Annotated in this window: 19 protein-coding genes; 6 read left to right on the forward strand and 13 right to left on the reverse strand. The window is 72.0% G+C overall.

Translation table 11 applies throughout. The features are described 5' to 3' along the window. Positions 1 to 38: 38 nt before the first annotated feature. Positions 39 to 644 carry an RsiG family protein gene (locus ACZ7H1_RS33945; RefSeq protein ID WP_470791961.1) on the reverse strand — a complete coding sequence of 202 codons (606 nt, stop codon included), beginning with the start codon at positions 642 to 644 and terminating at the stop codon, positions 39 to 41. Between the two features lie 158 nt (positions 645 to 802). Here ACZ7H1_RS33945 and dtd point away from each other — a divergent pair, with 158 nt between their 5' ends. After that, positions 803 to 1,228, forward strand: coding sequence for a D-aminoacyl-tRNA deacylase (gene dtd / locus ACZ7H1_RS33950; protein WP_470791962.1), 426 nt, complete (start codon positions 803 to 805; stop codon positions 1,226 to 1,228). A 47-nt stretch (positions 1,229 to 1,275) separates the two neighbouring features. Here dtd and ygfZ read toward each other — a convergent pair whose 3' ends face one another. The 10 genes from ygfZ to ACZ7H1_RS34000 all read right to left on the reverse strand — a co-directional run bounded on the left by ygfZ (position 1,276) and on the right by ACZ7H1_RS34000 (position 8,011). Next, on the reverse strand, positions 1,276 to 2,241 hold the full coding sequence (ygfZ, locus tag ACZ7H1_RS33955; RefSeq protein WP_470791964.1) for a CAF17-like 4Fe-4S cluster assembly/insertion protein YgfZ: 966 nt from the start codon (positions 2,239 to 2,241) through the stop codon (positions 1,276 to 1,278). A gap of 9 nt (positions 2,242 to 2,250) precedes the next feature. Then, positions 2,251 to 2,688 (reverse strand): Fur family transcriptional regulator, encoded by a 438-nt coding sequence (locus tag ACZ7H1_RS33960; protein ID WP_470791966.1) that lies wholly within the window; start codon positions 2,686 to 2,688, stop codon positions 2,251 to 2,253. 71 nt (positions 2,689 to 2,759) lie between these two features. Beyond that, entirely contained in the window at positions 2,760 to 3,332 is a 573-nt protein-coding gene (locus tag ACZ7H1_RS33965) for a heme-binding beta-barrel domain-containing protein (protein ID WP_470791967.1), read from the reverse strand. Positions 3,333 to 3,582: 250 nt separating this feature from the next. Next, positions 3,583 to 3,858, reverse strand: a complete 276-nt coding sequence (locus tag ACZ7H1_RS33970; protein ID WP_470791969.1) for a DUF3099 domain-containing protein — start codon at positions 3,856 to 3,858, stop codon at positions 3,583 to 3,585. 163 nt (positions 3,859 to 4,021) lie between these two features. Next, positions 4,022 to 4,312: a DUF1416 domain-containing protein gene (locus tag ACZ7H1_RS33975; protein ID WP_470791970.1), complete on the reverse strand. Its 291-nt coding sequence runs from the start codon at positions 4,310 to 4,312 to the stop codon at positions 4,022 to 4,024. A gap of 31 nt (positions 4,313 to 4,343) precedes the next feature. Further along, positions 4,344 to 5,189, reverse strand: coding sequence for a sulfurtransferase (locus tag ACZ7H1_RS33980; RefSeq protein ID WP_470791972.1), 846 nt, complete (start codon positions 5,187 to 5,189; stop codon positions 4,344 to 4,346). A gap of 168 nt (positions 5,190 to 5,357) precedes the next feature. Then, positions 5,358 to 5,447, reverse strand: coding sequence for a putative leader peptide (locus tag ACZ7H1_RS33985; protein WP_470791973.1), 90 nt, complete (start codon positions 5,445 to 5,447; stop codon positions 5,358 to 5,360). Positions 5,448 to 5,650: 203 nt separating this feature from the next. Continuing rightward, a complete protein-coding gene (locus ACZ7H1_RS33990; RefSeq protein ID WP_470791975.1) occupies positions 5,651 to 6,364 on the reverse strand; it encodes an LmeA family phospholipid-binding protein in 714 nt (237 codons plus the stop codon). Positions 6,365 to 6,397: 33 nt separating this feature from the next. Then, a complete protein-coding gene (locus ACZ7H1_RS33995) occupies positions 6,398 to 7,747 on the reverse strand; it encodes a hypothetical protein (protein ID WP_470791977.1) in 1,350 nt (449 codons plus the stop codon). 9 nt (positions 7,748 to 7,756) lie between these two features. After that, positions 7,757 to 8,011 carry a MoaD/ThiS family protein gene (locus tag ACZ7H1_RS34000; RefSeq protein ID WP_470791979.1) on the reverse strand — a complete coding sequence of 85 codons (255 nt, stop codon included), beginning with the start codon at positions 8,009 to 8,011 and terminating at the stop codon, positions 7,757 to 7,759. 479 nt (positions 8,012 to 8,490) lie between these two features. On the opposite strand from ACZ7H1_RS34000, the gene ACZ7H1_RS34005 reads away from it, so the two are divergent. From ACZ7H1_RS34005 to ACZ7H1_RS34025, 5 genes are all read left to right on the forward strand, one after another. Next, the gene (locus ACZ7H1_RS34005; protein WP_470791981.1) at positions 8,491 to 9,282 is read left to right on the forward strand and encodes a response regulator transcription factor; all 792 of its coding nucleotides are present in this window, start codon (positions 8,491 to 8,493) and stop codon (positions 9,280 to 9,282) included. A 24-nt stretch (positions 9,283 to 9,306) separates the two neighbouring features. Continuing rightward, complete coding sequence (locus tag ACZ7H1_RS34010; RefSeq protein WP_470791982.1) at positions 9,307 to 10,338, forward strand: LacI family DNA-binding transcriptional regulator; 1,032 nt, start codon at positions 9,307 to 9,309, stop codon at positions 10,336 to 10,338. A gap of 104 nt (positions 10,339 to 10,442) precedes the next feature. Continuing rightward, positions 10,443 to 11,708 (forward strand): S1C family serine protease, encoded by a 1,266-nt coding sequence (locus tag ACZ7H1_RS34015; protein WP_470791983.1) that lies wholly within the window; start codon positions 10,443 to 10,445, stop codon positions 11,706 to 11,708. Positions 11,709 to 11,796: 88 nt separating this feature from the next. Next, a complete protein-coding gene (locus ACZ7H1_RS34020) occupies positions 11,797 to 12,543 on the forward strand; it encodes a response regulator transcription factor (RefSeq protein WP_470791985.1) in 747 nt (248 codons plus the stop codon). Continuing rightward, positions 12,534 to 14,021, forward strand: coding sequence for a sensor histidine kinase (locus tag ACZ7H1_RS34025; RefSeq protein ID WP_470792015.1), 1,488 nt, complete (start codon positions 12,534 to 12,536; stop codon positions 14,019 to 14,021). The genes ACZ7H1_RS34020 and ACZ7H1_RS34025 overlap by 10 nt, the downstream gene beginning before the upstream one ends. Here the strand turns inward: ACZ7H1_RS34025 and ACZ7H1_RS34030 are convergent. Both ACZ7H1_RS34030 and ACZ7H1_RS34035 read right to left on the reverse strand, forming a co-directional pair. Continuing rightward, complete coding sequence (locus ACZ7H1_RS34030; RefSeq protein ID WP_470791986.1) at positions 13,989 to 14,867, reverse strand: phosphatidylinositol-specific phospholipase C; 879 nt, start codon at positions 14,865 to 14,867, stop codon at positions 13,989 to 13,991. The two genes, ACZ7H1_RS34025 and ACZ7H1_RS34030, sit on opposite strands and share 33 nt — an antisense overlap. Positions 14,868 to 15,027: 160 nt before the next feature. Further along, positions 15,028 to 16,851, reverse strand: coding sequence for a bifunctional metallophosphatase/5'-nucleotidase (locus ACZ7H1_RS34035; protein WP_470791988.1), 1,824 nt, complete (start codon positions 16,849 to 16,851; stop codon positions 15,028 to 15,030). Positions 16,852 to 16,871 lie beyond the last annotated feature (20 nt).

The following is a 16,871-nucleotide window of genomic DNA, read 5'->3' on the forward strand; positions in this document are numbered from 1 at the left end:
CTCCGGACGAAGGAGCGGGGACGCCCCTGCCCGGAGCGTCAGGCGAGCAGGTCGTCGACCTGTGCCTCGCCTTCACGGTACCTGCGGGTGATCTCGGCGCTGCAGTCGTCCGTCGTCCGCTGGAGCTGCTGCCGGCGCCGCGAGACCTGCTGCTCGTAGCGGACCAGCCGGGCCATCGCGTCGTGCAGCTCGTCGTCCGTACGGGCCTCCAGGTCCGACAGCTCCACGTCTGCGAGCATCTCGGCCGCCAGCAGCCGGTACTCCTCGCTGTGCGGGGTGCCGAGCGTGACGTGCCGGGCCGAAGCGCTGCGGCTCGAGGGCGCGTCGGCGAGGATCTCGGAGAGCCGGTCCACGACCGGCGCCTCCGGATCGGTCCGCCGGGCCACCTCGGCCCGCAGGATGTCGATCCGGCCCTGGAGCAGCCGGCGCACGTAGCTGAGGTCGGCCTCGTCGCGCTGCGCGTCGCGGCGCAGGGTGCGCAGCTCCGGCAGCCGCAGCACGCCCAGCTCGAGCGCCGCCGCCTCCGCCGCCATCCGGTCCGGGGTGCGCTGCGCGGGCGGCCGCAGGGCTGCCGGCGCCCCCACAGCGGCGGCCGCGGGTCCGGAAGGCGGTCGGAAAGGCTGCCCGGCACCAGAAGTACTCATACGAATCTGTCCCCTCAACCCGTGACTGGGGTCTCCCCGGGCCCGGAAGCAGAGGGGAAGCACCACCTGCGTGCATCGTGCCACTGTCCGAGGTGCCGGTGCAGGCGCAGTCCACCCGATCGGCCCCGGACGGGTGCACGCCTGCTACACAAGGGGGTATGCGAGCAGTGGTTCAGCGGGTCGACGGCGCGAGCGTCGTCGTCGCCGGAGAGACAGTGGGCGAGATCGTCGGCGAAGGCCTGTGCGTCCTGGTGGGGGTGACACACGAGGACACCCCGCAGAAGGCCGCACAGCTGGCCCGGAAACTGTGGTCGGTACGCATGCTGGACGGCGAGAAGTCCTGCAGCGACGTGAACGCGCCGCTGCTGGTGATCTCGCAGTTCACGCTCTACGGCGACGCCCGAAAGGGCCGCCGGCCCACCTGGAACGCCGCCGCGCCCGGCGATGTCGCCGAGCCGCTCGTCGACGAGGTCGTGGCACAGCTGCGGGCACTGGGCGCCACCGTGGAAACGGGCCGGTTCGGAGCGGACATGAGGGTCTCGCTGACGAACCACGGCCCGTTCACGATCATCGTCGAGGTGTAGACCGGGGTGTAGGCGGGGGCGGACGCGGGAGGAGCGGTCGGTCGCGGCTACGGCGCGACGACGACCTCCTGCGCCGCAGCCGTCGTACCCACGAGCAGCGGGGCGTCCACCGGAACGTTCCGCTTCACCAGCGCGAGGGCGATCGGCCCCAGCTCGTGGTGGCGCACCGCCGTGGTGACGAAGCCGAGCTGCCGGCCCTCCTCGCCGTCCGCGGCGAGCCGTACGGGCGCACCGTGCTGCGGCAGCAGCACCTCGCTGCCGTCCAGGTGCAGGAAGACCAGCCGGCGCGGCGGCTTCCCCAGGTTGTGGACCCGCGCCACCGTCTCCTGGCCGCGGTAGCAGCCCTTCTGGAGGTGCACGGCCGTGCCGATCCAGCCCAGCTCGTGCGGGATGGTGCGGTGGTCGGTCTCCAGGCCCAGCCGCGGCCGGTGCGCCTCGACGCGCAGCGCCTCGTACGCCAGCAGCCCGACGGCCGGGCCGTGCGTACGGGCGAAGTCCTCCAGGCCGGCGCGCGGCAGGAACACGTCCCGGCCGTGCGCGGTCTCGCGGACGGCGAGCTCCTTGGGGACCTCGGCGATCGACCCGGCGGGCAGGTGGACGACGGCGAAGTCCGCGGTCCGGTCCGCCACGTCGACCCGGTAGAAGAACTTCATCGACTCCAGATAGGCGATCAGCGCCTCCTGGGTGCCGGGCTCGACGTGCGCCCACACCGTCTCGCCGTCGTCGACGAGGTACAGGGCGTGCTCGATGTGGCCGTTCGCGGAGAGGATCAGCGCCTCGGTGGCCTGGCCCGGGGGCAGGTCGGTGACGTGCTGGGTGAGCAGCAGGTGCAGCCAGCTGAGCCGCTCCGGGCCGGTGACGGTGACGACGCCGCGGTGGGACAGGTCTACGAAGCCGCGTCCGTCGGCGAGCGAGCGCTGCTCGCGGAACAGATCGCCGTAGTGGGCGGCGACGGCTTCGTCACGGCCTTCGGCCGCCACGGCGCCGGGCAGGGCAAGCAAAGGGCTGGTCATGTGCCTAGCCTACGACTGAGCCGTCCGGTGCTCGGCGGCACAGTCGCGACACCGGCCGAAGATGGCGAAGTGCTTCATGTCCGTGTCGAAGCCGAAGGTGTCGCGCAGCTTGGCCGTGAAGTCCGCGGCGACCTCCACGTCGGCCTCGATGACCTCGGTGCAGTCGCGGCACACCAGGTGGATGTGGTGGTGCCGGTCGGCCAGGTGGTAGGTGGGCGCGCCGTGCCCGAGGTGGGCGTGCGAGACGAGGGCGAGCTCTTCCAGCAGCTCCAGGGTCCGGTAGACCGTGGAGATGTTCACGCCGGAGGCGGTCTTGCGCACCTCGACGAGGATCTCGTCGGGGGTCGCGTGTTCGAGTGCGTCGACGGCCTCGAGCACGAGCTGCCGCTGCGGCGTCAGCCGGTAACCGCGCTGCCGCAGGTCGCTCTTCCAGTCGGTGCTCACCACGCCCCCAGTCTAGGCAGTGAACAGGGGATCGCGGAGGTTCCGCGATCCCCTTCTCTTCGCTGCTTCCGGGCTCAGCGGAAGAAGGCGATGCCGTCGTCCGGCATGTCCGGGAGGTTGCGCGCCATCTCGGCGACCTCTTCCGGGGTGACGACCTTCTTGAGCTGGGCCGACATGTACGGGCGCAGCTCGACCTCGGGGGTCGCCTTCTCGCCCACCCACATCAGGTCGCCCTTGACGTAGCCGTAGAGCCGCTTGCCGCCGCTGTACGGGCCGGAGGCCGCGGTCCGGGCCACGGCGTCCGTGACCAGGTCGATCTGCGGCTTCTGGTCGGCGAGCTGCCCGTACCAGATCTCCACGACGCCCTGGTCGCGCACCATCACGATCTCGACGTTGCGGTCCTTGTCGATGCGCCAGTAGCCGGACTCCGACTCCAGCGGCCGCACCTTGTTGCCCTCGGCGTCGAGGACCCAGCTGCGCGAGGTGTACTCCAGGAAGTCCCGGCCGTCGTGGCTGAAGACGACTTCCTGGCCGAAGTTGCACTTCTCGTCACCGGGGAAGTCGAAGACGCCCGCGCCCTCCCAGGTACCGAGGAGGAAGGCGAGGGGGACGAGGCCCGGGTTCAGGTCGGACGGGATCTGGATCATGGGTGGCTGCTCAGGCGATCTGTGCGGGTACGGAAGGGTCCGGGGCGGTCAGCTGCTCAGCGCTGACCCTGGTACAGCTTCTTCACGGCCAGTCCGGTGAAGGCGAGAACGCCGACGCAGACCAGGACCAGCAGGGAGGTGAAGACTGCCTCAAGCACGGGGTGCTCCTCGGAGGGGTTCGGGTGGCGGGTACGGGCCGGTCCCCAGCCTACTGGTCCGGGGACCGGCCTTCTCTGTGAGGTCAGCGCCATTACGGTTCGGCATCCCCGCCGGGGCGCCGCTTCCCGTCCAGCTCGTCCCACCACTCGTCGGACTTCGGGTCGCCCGAGGGGTCGTCCCACCAGCGGTCTTCCGGGCCGCGCCGGTTCGCGATCACCGCGGCGACGGGCGGGATGACCATGGCGACCACGCACATGGCGACGGCGGCCTCCACCGACCACAGGCGCACCAGGGCCCAGGCGGAGACGAAGAGGACGAGGCATCCGCCCATCAGCAGGAAGTAGGCGCGGCGGCGCCGGGCGTACATACCTTCAGCGTAGGCCCGGACCGGGACTCCGGCCGCGGACGGCACGAAGGGCCGCACCCCGTTCCAGTGGCGTCCAACCCCCTGGGGTACGGCCCTCCGGCCGGTCATGCGGTGTTCTGTTGTCCGCTGGGACGTCCGCTGGGACGTCCGCTGGGACGTCCGGTCAGACGGCGATCGCGACGTCCGTCACGCCGCCGGTCTCCACGACGACGACCTTGCGGTCCGCGGTGCCGCCCGGCACCAGCGCACGGAGGGTCCACTCGCCCTCGGCCGCGTAGAAGCGGAACTGTCCGGTCGCCGAGGTCGGGACCTCGGCGGTGAACTCGCCGCCGCCGTCCAGCAGTCGCACGTAACCGGTCACGGGCTCGCCGTTCTTGGTCACCTGGCCCTGGATGGTGGTCTCACCGGGCTTGATCGTCGAGGCGTCGGGGCCGCCGGCCTGCGCTCCACACATGTCTCTGTCCTGTCCTAGAGAGCGAGAGGGGTTACTTGTTGGCGCCGAGCTCGATCGGCACGCCGACGAGGGAGCCGTACTCGGTCCACGAGCCGTCGTAGTTCTTGACGTTCTCCTGGCCGAGCAGCTCGTGCAGCACGAACCACGTCAGCGCGGAGCGCTCACCGATGCGGCAGTACGCGATGGTGTCCTTCGCCAGGTCGACCTGCTCGTCGGCGTACAGCGCCTTGAGCTCGTCGTCCGACTTGAAGGTGCCGTCGTCGTTGGCGTTCTTCGACCACGGGATGTTGCGGGCGCTCGGCACGTGGCCGGGGCGCTGCGACTGCTCCTGCGGGAGGTGCGCCGGGGCGAGCAGCTTGCCGCTGAACTCGTCGGGCGAACGGACGTCGACCAGGTTCTTGTTGCCGATGGCGGCCACGACGTCGTCGCGGAAGGCGCGGATCGCGGTGTCCTGGGCCTTGGCCTTGTACTCGGTGGCCGGGCGCTGCGGGACCTCGGAGCCGTCGACCAGGTCGCGGGAGTCGAGCTCCCACTTCTTGCGGCCGCCGTCGAGGAGCTTCACGTCCTGGTGGCCGTAGAGCTTGAAGTACCAGTAGGCGTAGGAGGCGAACCAGTTGTTGTTGCCGCCGTAGAGGACGACGGTGTCGCCGTTGGAGATGCCCTTGGCCGAGAGGAGCTTCTCGAAGCCCTCCTGGTCCACGAAGTCGCGGCGGACCGGGTCCTGGAGGTCCTGCTTCCAGTCGATCCGGACGGCGTTCTTGATGTGGTTCTTGTCGTACGCGGACGTGTCCTCGTCGACCTCGACGATGACGACGTTCGAGTCGTCCAGGTGGGCCTCGACCCAGTCGGCGTCTACGAGGACGTCGCTGCGGCTCATGGTGTTCTCCTCCGGGGCAGTGTGCGGCGGGCGGTGCTGTGCTGCGGATGCTGCGAGATGCGTGTGTGCGGGTGCGCTCGGAACGTCCTGCGCGGGGAGGCGGAGGTACGGGAGGGCGGTGCGGTCACACGGGGAGGGCCGGATTACGGCCGACGGGAGCGGATGCGCTCACATCGAGCGACAGAGCATGGCGGCGACGCGGCACAGGTCTACTGCCCGCCGCTTCGTGAGGTCCGCCTGCTGTCGCTTCATAGCCATGGATCGTAGGGACGAATCGGCGGCCCTGTCACCGGTGTGTCATATATCGAGACAGGATCGTCCGGATTTTGGGATGGAATCCGGATTCCATCACCCGTCCGGCCGCTCCGGACCCCCCTGAACCGGCCATTCTTCTACGGTACGGACCCACGCGTCTCACTATTCGGCCAGACCCGGGCAACCGGGGGCCGCAGCGGCCGCCGTCAGCCCCCGAGCGCGACGTTCCTGCCGGTCAGCGTGGCGCGTACGCCGTCCCGGTCCGAGGTCACCCGGCCCAGGCTCAGCCCCTCGGGCAGCCCGCTGATCCTGCGGTCGAAGTCCGTCTTCTCGCGGATCAGGCCTTCCAGCCCGGGGAACCCCTCACCGGGCACGCTCTCGGCCCGCACGCGCACGGTCCCGCCGTCGACCAGCGTGACGGTGGACACCACGCTCCGGGACAGCGTCCGCCCGAAGATGGCGACCGAGGCGGTGACCTTCACCTTGCCCGGGGCGCCGCCGTACCCGACCGTCACGCCCGTCTGCGCGGACCGGGTCAGGTCGGCGTACGAGAGGAACACCTCGCCGTCCGCGCGGGCGGCGGTGCCACCGCTGTAGCCGCCGTCCACGCGCACGTCGTGGAAGCTCGCGTCGATGCGCGTGATCCGCACCGTGCGCCCGGAGTTCGGGCTCTTGGTCTCGATCCCGCGGAGCGTCGCGTCGACCCGCTCCAGGCGGTGGTCCAGGGCCTGGGTCAGGAAGGGGAAGCCCGCGATGTCGATCTCCGTGCTCTCCACGGTCCCGTTGCTCAGGCGGACCTTCCCCGCCAGCTCGTCCTCCGCGTAGCCGACCGCGAACCGGTCGGCCACCACGAGGAGCCCGGCCAGGACCGCACCGACCACCCCCACGACGAGCAGGACACGCAGAACACGAACACGCACGGCTTCCCCCCTGATGCCTCGGCGCTTGAACGGTCAGCCGACGACCCGGCCGATGAAATAGACCGCAGGTGCGGCGACGGCCAGCGGCAGCGCCACCCCCGCCGTCATGTGGACGAACTTGGACGGGTAGTCGTACGCCGCCACCCGCAGCCCGACCAGGGCGCAGACCCCGGCCACCAGCCCGACCAGCGCCCCGCCGGCACCCACGCCGGTCAGCCCGCCGACCACGATCCCCGACCCCGCCGCCGCGCCCAGCGAGGCGACCACGGACGGGACGGACGGCAGCGGAAGGGCGCGCACCACGGCGGCGACGCCCACGGCGGCCGCCCCCACGCTCACGGCGGCGTGCCCGGCGGCGAGGTATCCGGCGCAGATGATCGCGAACGCGGCCGACGCCACGCTCGCCATCAGCCCGTAGACCCGTTCGTCGGGCGAGGCGTGGCTGCGCAGCTGGAGCACCAGCGTGAGCAGCACCCACGCACCGAGCGAGCCGATCACGGCGCCCGCGGCGTGCTCCTCGGACACGGCCAGCACGGCGGCGTCGGCGACGAGCGCCCCGGCGAAGGCGAGGACGATGCCCTGCCGGGCGGGCCACATGCCGTTGAGCCGGAACCAGCCCGCGGCGGTCAGGGCCTGGAGCAGGACGAGCGGGACGAGCAGCGCGAGGTCCCCGAGCGGGGCCGCCGCGGCGAGCAGCAGCCCGAGACCGGCGGTGAGCACGGCGGACTGCGGACCGGGGTCGATGATCGGCGACCGGCCCTCGGCGCGGGCCTGCCAGGGATCCCTTATCCGCGTGCTGCCGCCCAGGGTGGGCGGGGAGTACGCGGGCTCGTCCCCGGAGCCGTCCGCGGCCACGGCCACGGCGCCGGACACCGCTTCCGCGACCGGTTCCGCGACGGGGGGCAGGACCGGCTCCGGACCGGGCTCCGGGACCGGGGCGGCCTGGGGCGGCAGGTACGCCGCCCCGCCCTGCTGCGGGTACGGCTCCTGGTACCCGTACTGCTCCCGGTACGGCTCGAACGGCTCCTGCGGCGCGGCCTGCTGCGGGTAGGGGTCCTGGTACGGGTACCCCTGCTGACCGGCGTGCCCCGTGTGCCCCGTGTGACCGGCCTCCGGCCACGACGTGCCCTGGGCCTGCTGCTGCGACTGCTGCTGAGGCCAGGGGTTGTGGTCGGCCTCCCGCGGCCAGCCCTGGCCCGGAACGCTCCCCTGGTACGGCGGCGCCGGCTCGGGGTCCGGGGCCGGCGGCTGGACCGGCTGGTACGAGGTGTCCCAGGTGTCCGCGGACCAGGTCTGCGTGGCGTACGGGTCTGTTTCTTGCTGGTCCCGGCGCTCGTGCCGGCCGTGCCGACCGGGCTGCCCGTGCTGATCGTCAGTGCTCATGGAGGCCGCTCACCCGCCTGCGAACGGCGGGAGGACCTCGACGGTGCCGCCCTCGGCCAGTCGTACGGAGTCATGGCTGCGGGTGCCCACGGGGTCGCTGTCGACCAGGAAGGAGCAGCGCTTGAGGACCGTGGTCAGCTCCCCGGGGTGCCGCTCGCGGGCCGCATCGAGGGCCTCGGCCAGTGTCTCCGCGGAGTACGGCTCCTCCGCGGTCCCGGCCGCGGCTTTGGCCGCGGCCCAGTAGCGGATGGTTCCCGCTGCCACAGCAGCTCCTTTCGTCCCGCCCGACGGGCGTGCACAGGCCTCCATGATGACGCCTGCGGCCCCCGGGACGGTTCAGCGGGCCCGGCCGGGCCGCTCCGCCGACCCGGCGCGCAGGGGCGCGTACGGCGGCCACGGTGGCCGGTCGCGCACCGGTACGCGCTTCCGCACGCCCCGCCGGACACCGCCCGGAGTGACCGAGGCGACAGAAAGACCCTGCGATCGCCCCTCTACGGGCAAGGCGGGTGGGCTATTCTGCTGGGCAGAGGATCCGGGCAACGTAGCCCCCGGGTCCTTTTGTGCTTTCAGCACGTTGAACACAGAGCGAACAGTGGTATCGCTGCGGGCCCCAGGGCGCGGGGACCTGCAGACCGTACGAAGCAGTGCCGCGACAGTCCTCGACGGGACCGAGGAGGAACCGACGTGATGGGCCAGCGAACCGTGCACGACGACGAACATCCGACCCTGGCAGGTGGTCGGCGATGAGCTCTCTGCTGCTGCTGACCAACGCCCTCCAGCCGTCGACCGAGGTGCTTCCCGCACTCGGCCTGCTGCTGCACAACGTACGCGTGGCCCCCGCGGAGGGCCCCGCCCTGGTGGACACCCCCGGAGCGGACGTCATCCTCATCGACGGCCGCCGCGACCTCCCGCAGGTCCGCTCCCTGTGCCAGCTGCTCCGCTCCACCGGGCCGGGCTGTCCGCTGATCCTGGTCGTGACCGAGGGCGGCCTCGCCGCGGTCACCGCCGACTGGGGCATCGACGACGTCCTGCTCGACACCGCGGGCCCCGCCGAGGTCGAGGCGCGGCTGCGGCTGGCCACCGGCCGCCAGCAGCTGGGCTCCGACGACTCCCCGATGGAGATCCGCAACGGCGACCTTTCGGTCGACGAGGCCACGTACTCCGCGAAGCTGAAGGGCCGGGTCCTGGACCTGACCTTCAAGGAGTTCGAGCTGCTCAAGTACCTCGCGCAGCACCCGGGCCGCGTCTTCACCCGCGCGCAGCTGCTCCAGGAGGTGTGGGGCTACGACTACTTCGGCGGCACCCGGACCGTGGACGTCCACGTACGGCGGCTGCGCGCGAAGCTGGGCCCCGAGCACGAGTCGCTGATCGGCACCGTGCGCAACGTCGGCTACCGCTTCGTCACGCCGGAGAAGGTCGAACGGGCAGCCGAAGAGGCCCGCTCCAAGGCGGTCACGCAGGCGGCCGAGGCCATCACCCGGACGGAGGACGGCACGGTGATCGTCCACACCGCAGGACGCCCTGCCCAGAGGTAGGTCACCCCGCGTAGACTTTCGCGCGTGGCCAAGGTGACGCGGGATGACGTAGCGCGACTGGCGGGTACCTCTACCGCGGTCGTGAGCTATGTCATCAACAACGGACCCCGGCCGGTTGCCCCGGCCACGCGCGAGCGTGTACTCGCAGCTATCAAGGATCTGGGGTACCGGCCCGACCGCGTGGCCCAGGCGATGGCATCGCGGAGGACCGACCTCATAGGCATGATCGTCCCGGACGCGCGCCAGCCCTTCTTCGCGGAGATGGCGCACGCGGTCGAGCAGGCCGCCGCCGAGCGGGGCAAGATGGTGCTCGTCGGCAACTCCGACTACCGGACCGAGCGCGAGGTCCACTACCTGCGGGCCTTCCTCGGGATGCGGGTCTCCGGACTGATCCTGGTCAGCCAGGGCATGAGCGAGCAGGCCGCGAGCGAGATCGAGGCCTGGGACGCGCGCGTCGTGCTGCTGCACGAGCGGCCGGAGGCGATCGACGACGTCGCCGTGGTGACGGACGACATCGGCGGCGCACAGCTCGCCACCCGCCACCTGCTGGAGCACGGGCACGAGTACGTCGCCTGCATCGGCGGCATCGAGAACACCCCCTCGGTGGGCGACCCGGTCGCCGACCACGTCGAGGGCTGGCGGCGGGCCATGCTGGAGTCCGGCCGCTCGGTGGAGGGCCGGCTCTTCGAGGCCCCGTACAACCGGTACGACGCCTACCGCGTCGCGCTGGAGGTGCTGGCCCGGCCGGACCGGCCCCCGGCGATCTTCTGCGCGACCGACGACCAGGCGATCGGCGTCCTGCGGGCCGCACGCGAACTGCGCATCGACGTGCCGACGGAACTGGCCGTCGCGGGCTTCGACGACGTGAAGGAAGCGGCACTGACCGACCCGCCGCTCACCACGATCGCCTCGGACCGCCCGGCGATGGCCCGCGCGGCGGTGGACCTGGTGCTGGACGACGCCCTGCGAGTGGCGGGCTCGCGCCGCGAACGGCTCAAGCAGTTCCCGTCCGCGCTGGTCGTCCGCCGCTCCTGCGGCTGCCACCCCACGTCGTAACGCCAGCCCGCCCCGGCTGGGTTTATATCGGGCATACACGCTTCTGTCGGGCTTCTCAGCGGGCACTCAGGAAGCTCTCATGAATGACGGTCAGAGTCGGGGACATGACCGAGAGCCACCGCCACGAGGGCGCCCCGCAGGAGAACCAGCCGACCCAGCCGCAGGCCCCCTGGGGCGAGCAGTGGCAGCGCGGCCGCCACCGCCTCGCGCAGGAGGCCGGCTACCCGCCGCCGCCCGCCTACCCCCCGGCCGCCGCACCCGCCGCGGCTCCCGGCGCGGCCCCCGGCTGGTTCGAGGCGCACCAGGCACACCAGGCACAGCCCACGGTCATCCAGGGCGAGACCGTCCCCCCGAACGGCGGGCACGGCGGCTGGGGCCACGGCGGGGGCGCCGGAGCGGGTACGGCAGTCCAGGCCGCCGGACCGGCCGCGGGAGGGACTCCCGCCGCCCGCGCCAAGCGGCCCGTCGCCCTGCTCGCCGCCGTGGCCCTCGCGGCCGCCGTGATCGGCGGCGCGACCGCCGCCGGCGTCGAGCAGTTCTTCGGCGACCGGAGCGCCGGCGGCACCGGCTTCTCCGGCACGAACGTCTCGCAGTCGAGCGACGGCACCGTCGCCGGCGTCGCCGAGCAGGTCAGCCCCTCGGTCGTCCGCATCGACACGAAGAAGGACGGCGGCCAGTCCGTCGGCTCCGGCATCGTCCTCACCTCCGGCGGCGAGATCGTCACCAACAACCACGTCATCGACGGGGCCACCGCGATCCAGGTGACCCTGAGCAACGGCAAGAAGTACACCGCCAAGACCGTCGGCACCGACCCCGACAAGGACCTCGCCCTGATCAAGCTGGAGGGGGCCGGCGGCCTGAAGGCCGCCAAGCTCGGCAACTCCGACCAGCTGAAGGTCGGCGACCGGGTCGTCGCGATCGGCTCCCCCGACAGCCTGACCGGCACCGTCACCAGCGGCATCGTCTCCGCCCTCGACCGCGAGGTCAGCGTCCCCAAGTCGGAGAGCCGGCAGCAACAGCAGCAGTCCCCGGACGGCTGGCCGTTCTCCTTCGGCGGCCGCCAGTTCAACGGCGACCCCGGCTCGGACACCACCTCGTACAAGGCCATCCAGACCGACGCCTCCCTCAACCCCGGCAACTCCGGCGGCGCCCTCATCAACATGAACGGCGAGATCGTGGGCATGCCCTCGGCGATCTACTCCCCGTCGAGCAGCAGCAGCGGCGCCGGCAGCGTCGGACTCGGCTTCGCCATCCCGGTCAACACCCTCAAGGCCGACCTCGACCACCTCCGCAGCGGCGGCTCCGAAGCGGGCAGCTCCGGCAGCGACTCCGGGGACAGCGGCTCCGGCGCCTTCGGAACCAGCTTCTGACCGCCGCCGTGCGAGGCTGGGAGCCGCCCGCAAGACCGCACGGCCCCGGCCACCGCCCCCCGCACTCCCGAGGAAGACGAACCAGCCGATGACTGCCCCCGAAGGCGACCCGCAGCGCATCCTCATCGTCGACGACGAGCCCGCCGTCCGCGAGGCGCTGCGGCGCAGCCTCGCCTTCGAGGGGTACGCCACCGAGACGGCCGTCGACGGCTTCGACGCACTGGAGAAGGCCGCGGCCCACGCCCCCGACCTGATCGTGCTCGACATCCAGATGCCCCGCATGGACGGGCTGACGGCGGCCCGGCGGCTGCGCGCCTCCGGGTCGCTCACGCCCGTCCTCATGCTCACCGCGCGCGACACCGTCGGCGACCGGGTCACCGGACTCGACGCGGGCGCCGACGACTACCTGGTCAAGCCCTTCGAGCTGGACGAGCTGTTCGCCCGTATCCGCGCGCTGCTGCGCCGCAGCTCGTACGCCGCACCGGCCGCGGACGCCGACGGCGACGCCGGCGACGAGCACGTCCTGACCTTCGCGGACCTGCGGATGGACCTCGCCACCCGCGAAGTGACCCGCGGCGGCCGCCCGGTGGAGCTGACCCGTACGGAGTTCACCCTGCTGGAGATGTTCCTCGCGCACCCCCGCCAGGTCCTGACCCGCGAGCAGATCCTCAAGACCGTCTGGGGCTTCGACTTCGAGCCGAGCTCCAACTCCCTGGACGTGTACGTGATGTACCTGCGGCGCAAGACCGAGGCGGGCGGCGAGCCGCGCCTGGTGCACACCGTCCGCGGCGTCGGCTACGCCCTGCGCGCGGGCGAGGGCGGCGGATCCGAGTGAGCCCCGTCCGGCGCTTCCGGGCGCTGCCGCTGCGCTCGCGGCTGGCGATCCTGGTCGCGGCGGCCGTCGCCTTCGCGGTGGCGGCCGTGGCGACGGCCTGCTGGTTCATGGTGCGGGCGCAGCTGCGCGGCCAGCTGGACGCGTCGCTGCGCGCCACCGACGCCTCCCGGCAGGCGAACCAGGTGCTGAGCAGCCCCCTGGGCTGCCGGTCCACCGCCCCGGAGCTCGGCGACAGCCGCCTCGTCAACAACCTCTCCGCCTTCGTGCAGATCATCCTGCCGACCGGCACGGCCTGCTGGGTCGACGGCAAGGAGACCCTCAAGGTCGGCACGGTCGACCTGGCGGTGGCCCGGCGCGAGCGCGGCGAGACGCTGTACGACGCCGAGACGACGGGCGGGGTCCAGGTCCGCGTCTACACGCAGCCCGTGACCATCAACGGCGCCCCCGCGGCCATGTCGGTGGCCCGCCCGCTCGCCGACATCGACCGACCCCTTTCGACCCTCGCCTGGGTGCTGCTGCTCGTCGGCGGCATCGGCGTCGTGGGCGCCGGGGCGGCCGGCCTGTGGGTCGCGCGGACCGGGCTGCGGCCCGTCGACGAGCTGACCGGAGCCGTCGAGCACATCGCCCGGACCGAGGACCTCACGGTCCGGATCCCCGACGAGGGCGACGACGAGATCGCGCGGCTGTCACGGTCCTTCAACTCGATGACGGCCGCCCTGGCGACCTCCCGGGACCGGCAGGCCCAGCTGATCGCCGACGCCGGACACGAGCTGCGCACCCCGCTCACCTCCCTGCGTACGAACATCGAGCTGCTGGCGCGCAGCGAGGAGACCGGCCGGGCGATCCCGCCCGAGGACCGCAAGGAGCTGCTCGCGTCCGTCACGGCGCAGATGACCGAGCTGGCCGCGCTGATCGGGGACCTCCAGGAGCTGTCCCGGCCCGATGCGGCCGCCCCCGGGCCGCTCCAGGTGGTCGCCCTGCACGAGGTCGCCGGGAGCGCCCTGTCCCGGGCCCGACTGCGCGGGCCGGAGCTGCGCATCGGCGCCGAGCTGGAACCCTGGTACGTCCGGGGCGAGGCAGCCGCGCTGGAGCGGGCGGTGGTCAACGTGCTCGACAACGCCGTGAAGTTCAGCCCGCCGGGCGGCGCGGTCGAGGTGGCGCTGCGCGCGGGCGAGCTGACCGTACGCGACCACGGGCCGGGCATCCCGGCCGAGGACCTCCCGCACGTCTTCGAGCGCTTCTGGCGCTCGCCGTCGGCGCGCGCCCTGCCCGGCAGCGGGCTGGGCCTGTCGATCGTGGCCCGTACGGTCACCCGGGCGGGCGGGACCGCGGAGCTGCGCCCGGCCGAGCCCGGGCCGGGCACGGTCGCCGTGCTGCGGCTGCCGGGCGCGCCCACGCCGCCGCCGGCGCTGCCCGGGGACGGGGGCGGGCAGCCGGCCGGCGGGCTAGCCGGGGAACGGATTGCGGGCGACGAGTGAGTCGATGAGGCCGCCGCGGGTGTTCGGGAAGTCCATGGGGACGACGCCGAGCCCGGTGCGGCCGGCCATCTCGCCGCCGTTGACGAAGGAGTGCACCTGCGGGTTGAGGCGGTCGGAGTTCCAGCGCGGGGGCATGTAGGCCGAGGTGCTGGTGTAGTTCACGTACAGCCTGCCGGGCTGGGACACCGCCTTGCGGAAGTGGTTCTCGATCTTGCCCCGCTTGGCGAAGGGCTCGGCGTTCCAGTCGTCCTGGATGTCGAAGTACGTGCCGTCGCCGTACCGGATGCCGGGCAGTCCGCCGTTGTCGCCCAGCAGGACGACCTTGCCGCGGGCCTCGCCGAGCGTCGGCAGCCCGGCGCCGATGCGGAAGAGCGGGCGCCAGCCCCGGTTGTCGAGGTAGTCGTCGAAGACGGCCCGGAAGGTCGCGTCGCTCTCGCCGGAGTACTCCTGCTTGACCCTCATGAGGACGGTCTCCCCGGGGTGCGCGGCGAGGAAGTTCCAGCAGGCCGCGAGGACGTCGCCGAACATCAGGTTCTGGTAGTACGCGCCGTGGTGGATGGCGAAGGAGCCGCCCGTGACCCGGCACCGCACGTCCAGGAAGCGGATGCCGGCGTTCAGCTGCTGGGCGATGCCGATGTTCTGGCAGGCGACGTACAGGCCGCCGTGGAGGGCGCCGGAGTCGTGCGTGCCGGGGATGGTGAGCCGGTTCAGTGCGGTGGTGCCGGGCAGGGCGCCCATCCAGTCCTGCACCCCGGCGGCGGCTGCGGTGGCCCGTCCGGCCCCGAGCGCCACGCCGAGGACCGCGCCTGCGGTCCCTGCCAGAAATCCGCGCCGTTCCAGGCTCATGTCCTGTCCCTCCACCGGTGGTTACCCGTAGGTACGACAGCGGGAGCATGGCATGACCACGTCACAATCGGAACCCGCCTGACACACCCGGCCCACCGCGAACGCAGAAGGGGCGGCAGGCCGTGTGCACGGACCGCCGCCCCTCGGGGCACTGCGCGTGTTACTTGATGACGGTGATCCGGTCCGCCGCCGGGGGCGCCAGCGGGCTCGCCGGGGACGAGTGCGCACCCAGGTAGGCGTTGAAGACGTCCAGGTCGGACGGGCCCACCAGCTTGTTCTTGTGCTCCTTCAGGACGGTGAAGCCGTCACCGCCGCCCGCCAGGAACTCGTTCATCGCGACGCGGTAGGTGCGCGCCGGGTCGATCGCCTGGCCGTTCAGCTTCACCGAGTCGACCACGATCCGGTCCGCGCCGGCCTTCGTCATGTCGAGGGTGTAGGTGAAGCCCTTCGAGACCTGGAGGATCTTCGGGCTCGGGCCGTTGACCGGACCCGACACCTGCTGCTGGAGCGCCGTGATCAGCTGGGTGCCGGTCAGGTCCACGATGTTCATCATGTTGGTGAACGGCTGGACCGTGAAGGCCTCGCCGAACGTCACGATGCCGTCGGTCTCCTCGTCACCCGACTTGGCGTACGCCAGGTCGGAGCGGATGCCGCCGGGGTTCATGATCGCCAGCTGCGCGCCGCCCTTCGCGGCCGGGGCCAGGGCCTCCAGCTGCGCGTCCGCGATCACGTTGCCGAGCGGCTTCTCGAACGCCGTCGAGCCGCGGCCCGAGATGTCCGCCGAGATGTAACCCTGCGGGCGGGAGGCGACCGGGCGGGCCAGCTCGTTCCAGCGGCCGATCAGCTCGGTCATGTCCGCGGCCTTGTCCTGGGCCCGCGTCACCACGTGGTTCGCCGACTTGACCGACGTACGGACGATGTCCTTGGTCTTGCGGTCGAAGGTCAGCGTGGTGTCCGTGTACAGACGGCCGAGCGAGGCGGCCGACGTGACGGTGCGCGGGTTGCCGGCCGGGTCCGGGATGGTGCAGGCGTACGCCTGGTGCGTGTGGCCGGTCACCAGCGCGTCGACCTTCGGGTCGATGTTCTTGGCGATGTCGACGATCGCGCCGGAGATGCCGGCGCCCGCACCCGGGGTGTCGCAGTCGTAGTTGTACGCGCCCGAGGCGGGCAGGCCGCCCTCGTGGATCAGCGCCACGATCGACTTCACGCCCTGCTTGTTCAGCTCGGCGGCGTACTTGTTGATGGTCTGGGCCTCGTCACCGAACTTCAGGCCCTTGACGCCCTCGGCGGTCACGACGTCCGGGGTGCCCTCGAGGGTCACACCGATGAAGCCGATCTTGACGCCGTCCTTCTTCCACACCCAGTACGGCTTCATCAGCGGGCGCTTCGTCTTCTCGACGGTCACGTTCGCCGCGAGGTACGGGAACTGCGCGCCCTCGAAGGTCTTGCCGTACTCGAAGCAGCCCTCCTTGGGGTGGCAGCCGCCGTACTGCATGCGCAGCAGCTCCTGGCGCCCCTCGTCGAACTCGTGGTTGCCCACGCTCGACACGTCGAGGCCGAGCTTGTTCAGCGCCTCGACCGTCGGCTCGTCGTGGAAGAGACCCGACAGCATCGGGCTGCCGCCGATCATGTCACCGGCCGCGGCCGTGACGGAGAACTGCTTGCCCTCGCGCGCCTTGCGCAGGCTCGTGGCCAGGTACTCGACGCCACCGGCGGGTATCGACTTGGTCGTGCCGTCCGCCTGGAGCTCGGTCACGTTGCCCGAAGAGCCCTGCGGGGGCTCCAGGGTGCCGTGGAAGTCGTTGATGGACAGCATCTGGACGTCCACGAAACGGCCCTGGCCGCCACCCGAGACCAGGTCGGCAGCAGTGGTCGCGCCGGCCGGGAGCGCGGCGGCCACAAGAGCGCCCGCCCCCGCCGAGACGGCGAGAGCGGCGAGGGTCAACCGGCGGGTTCGGCGGTGCCGTTGTGGTGTCGCTGACATCAGTTCCCCTTTGCGGACAG

Source organism: Streptomyces sp. NPDC037401 (genome assembly GCF_055602345.1).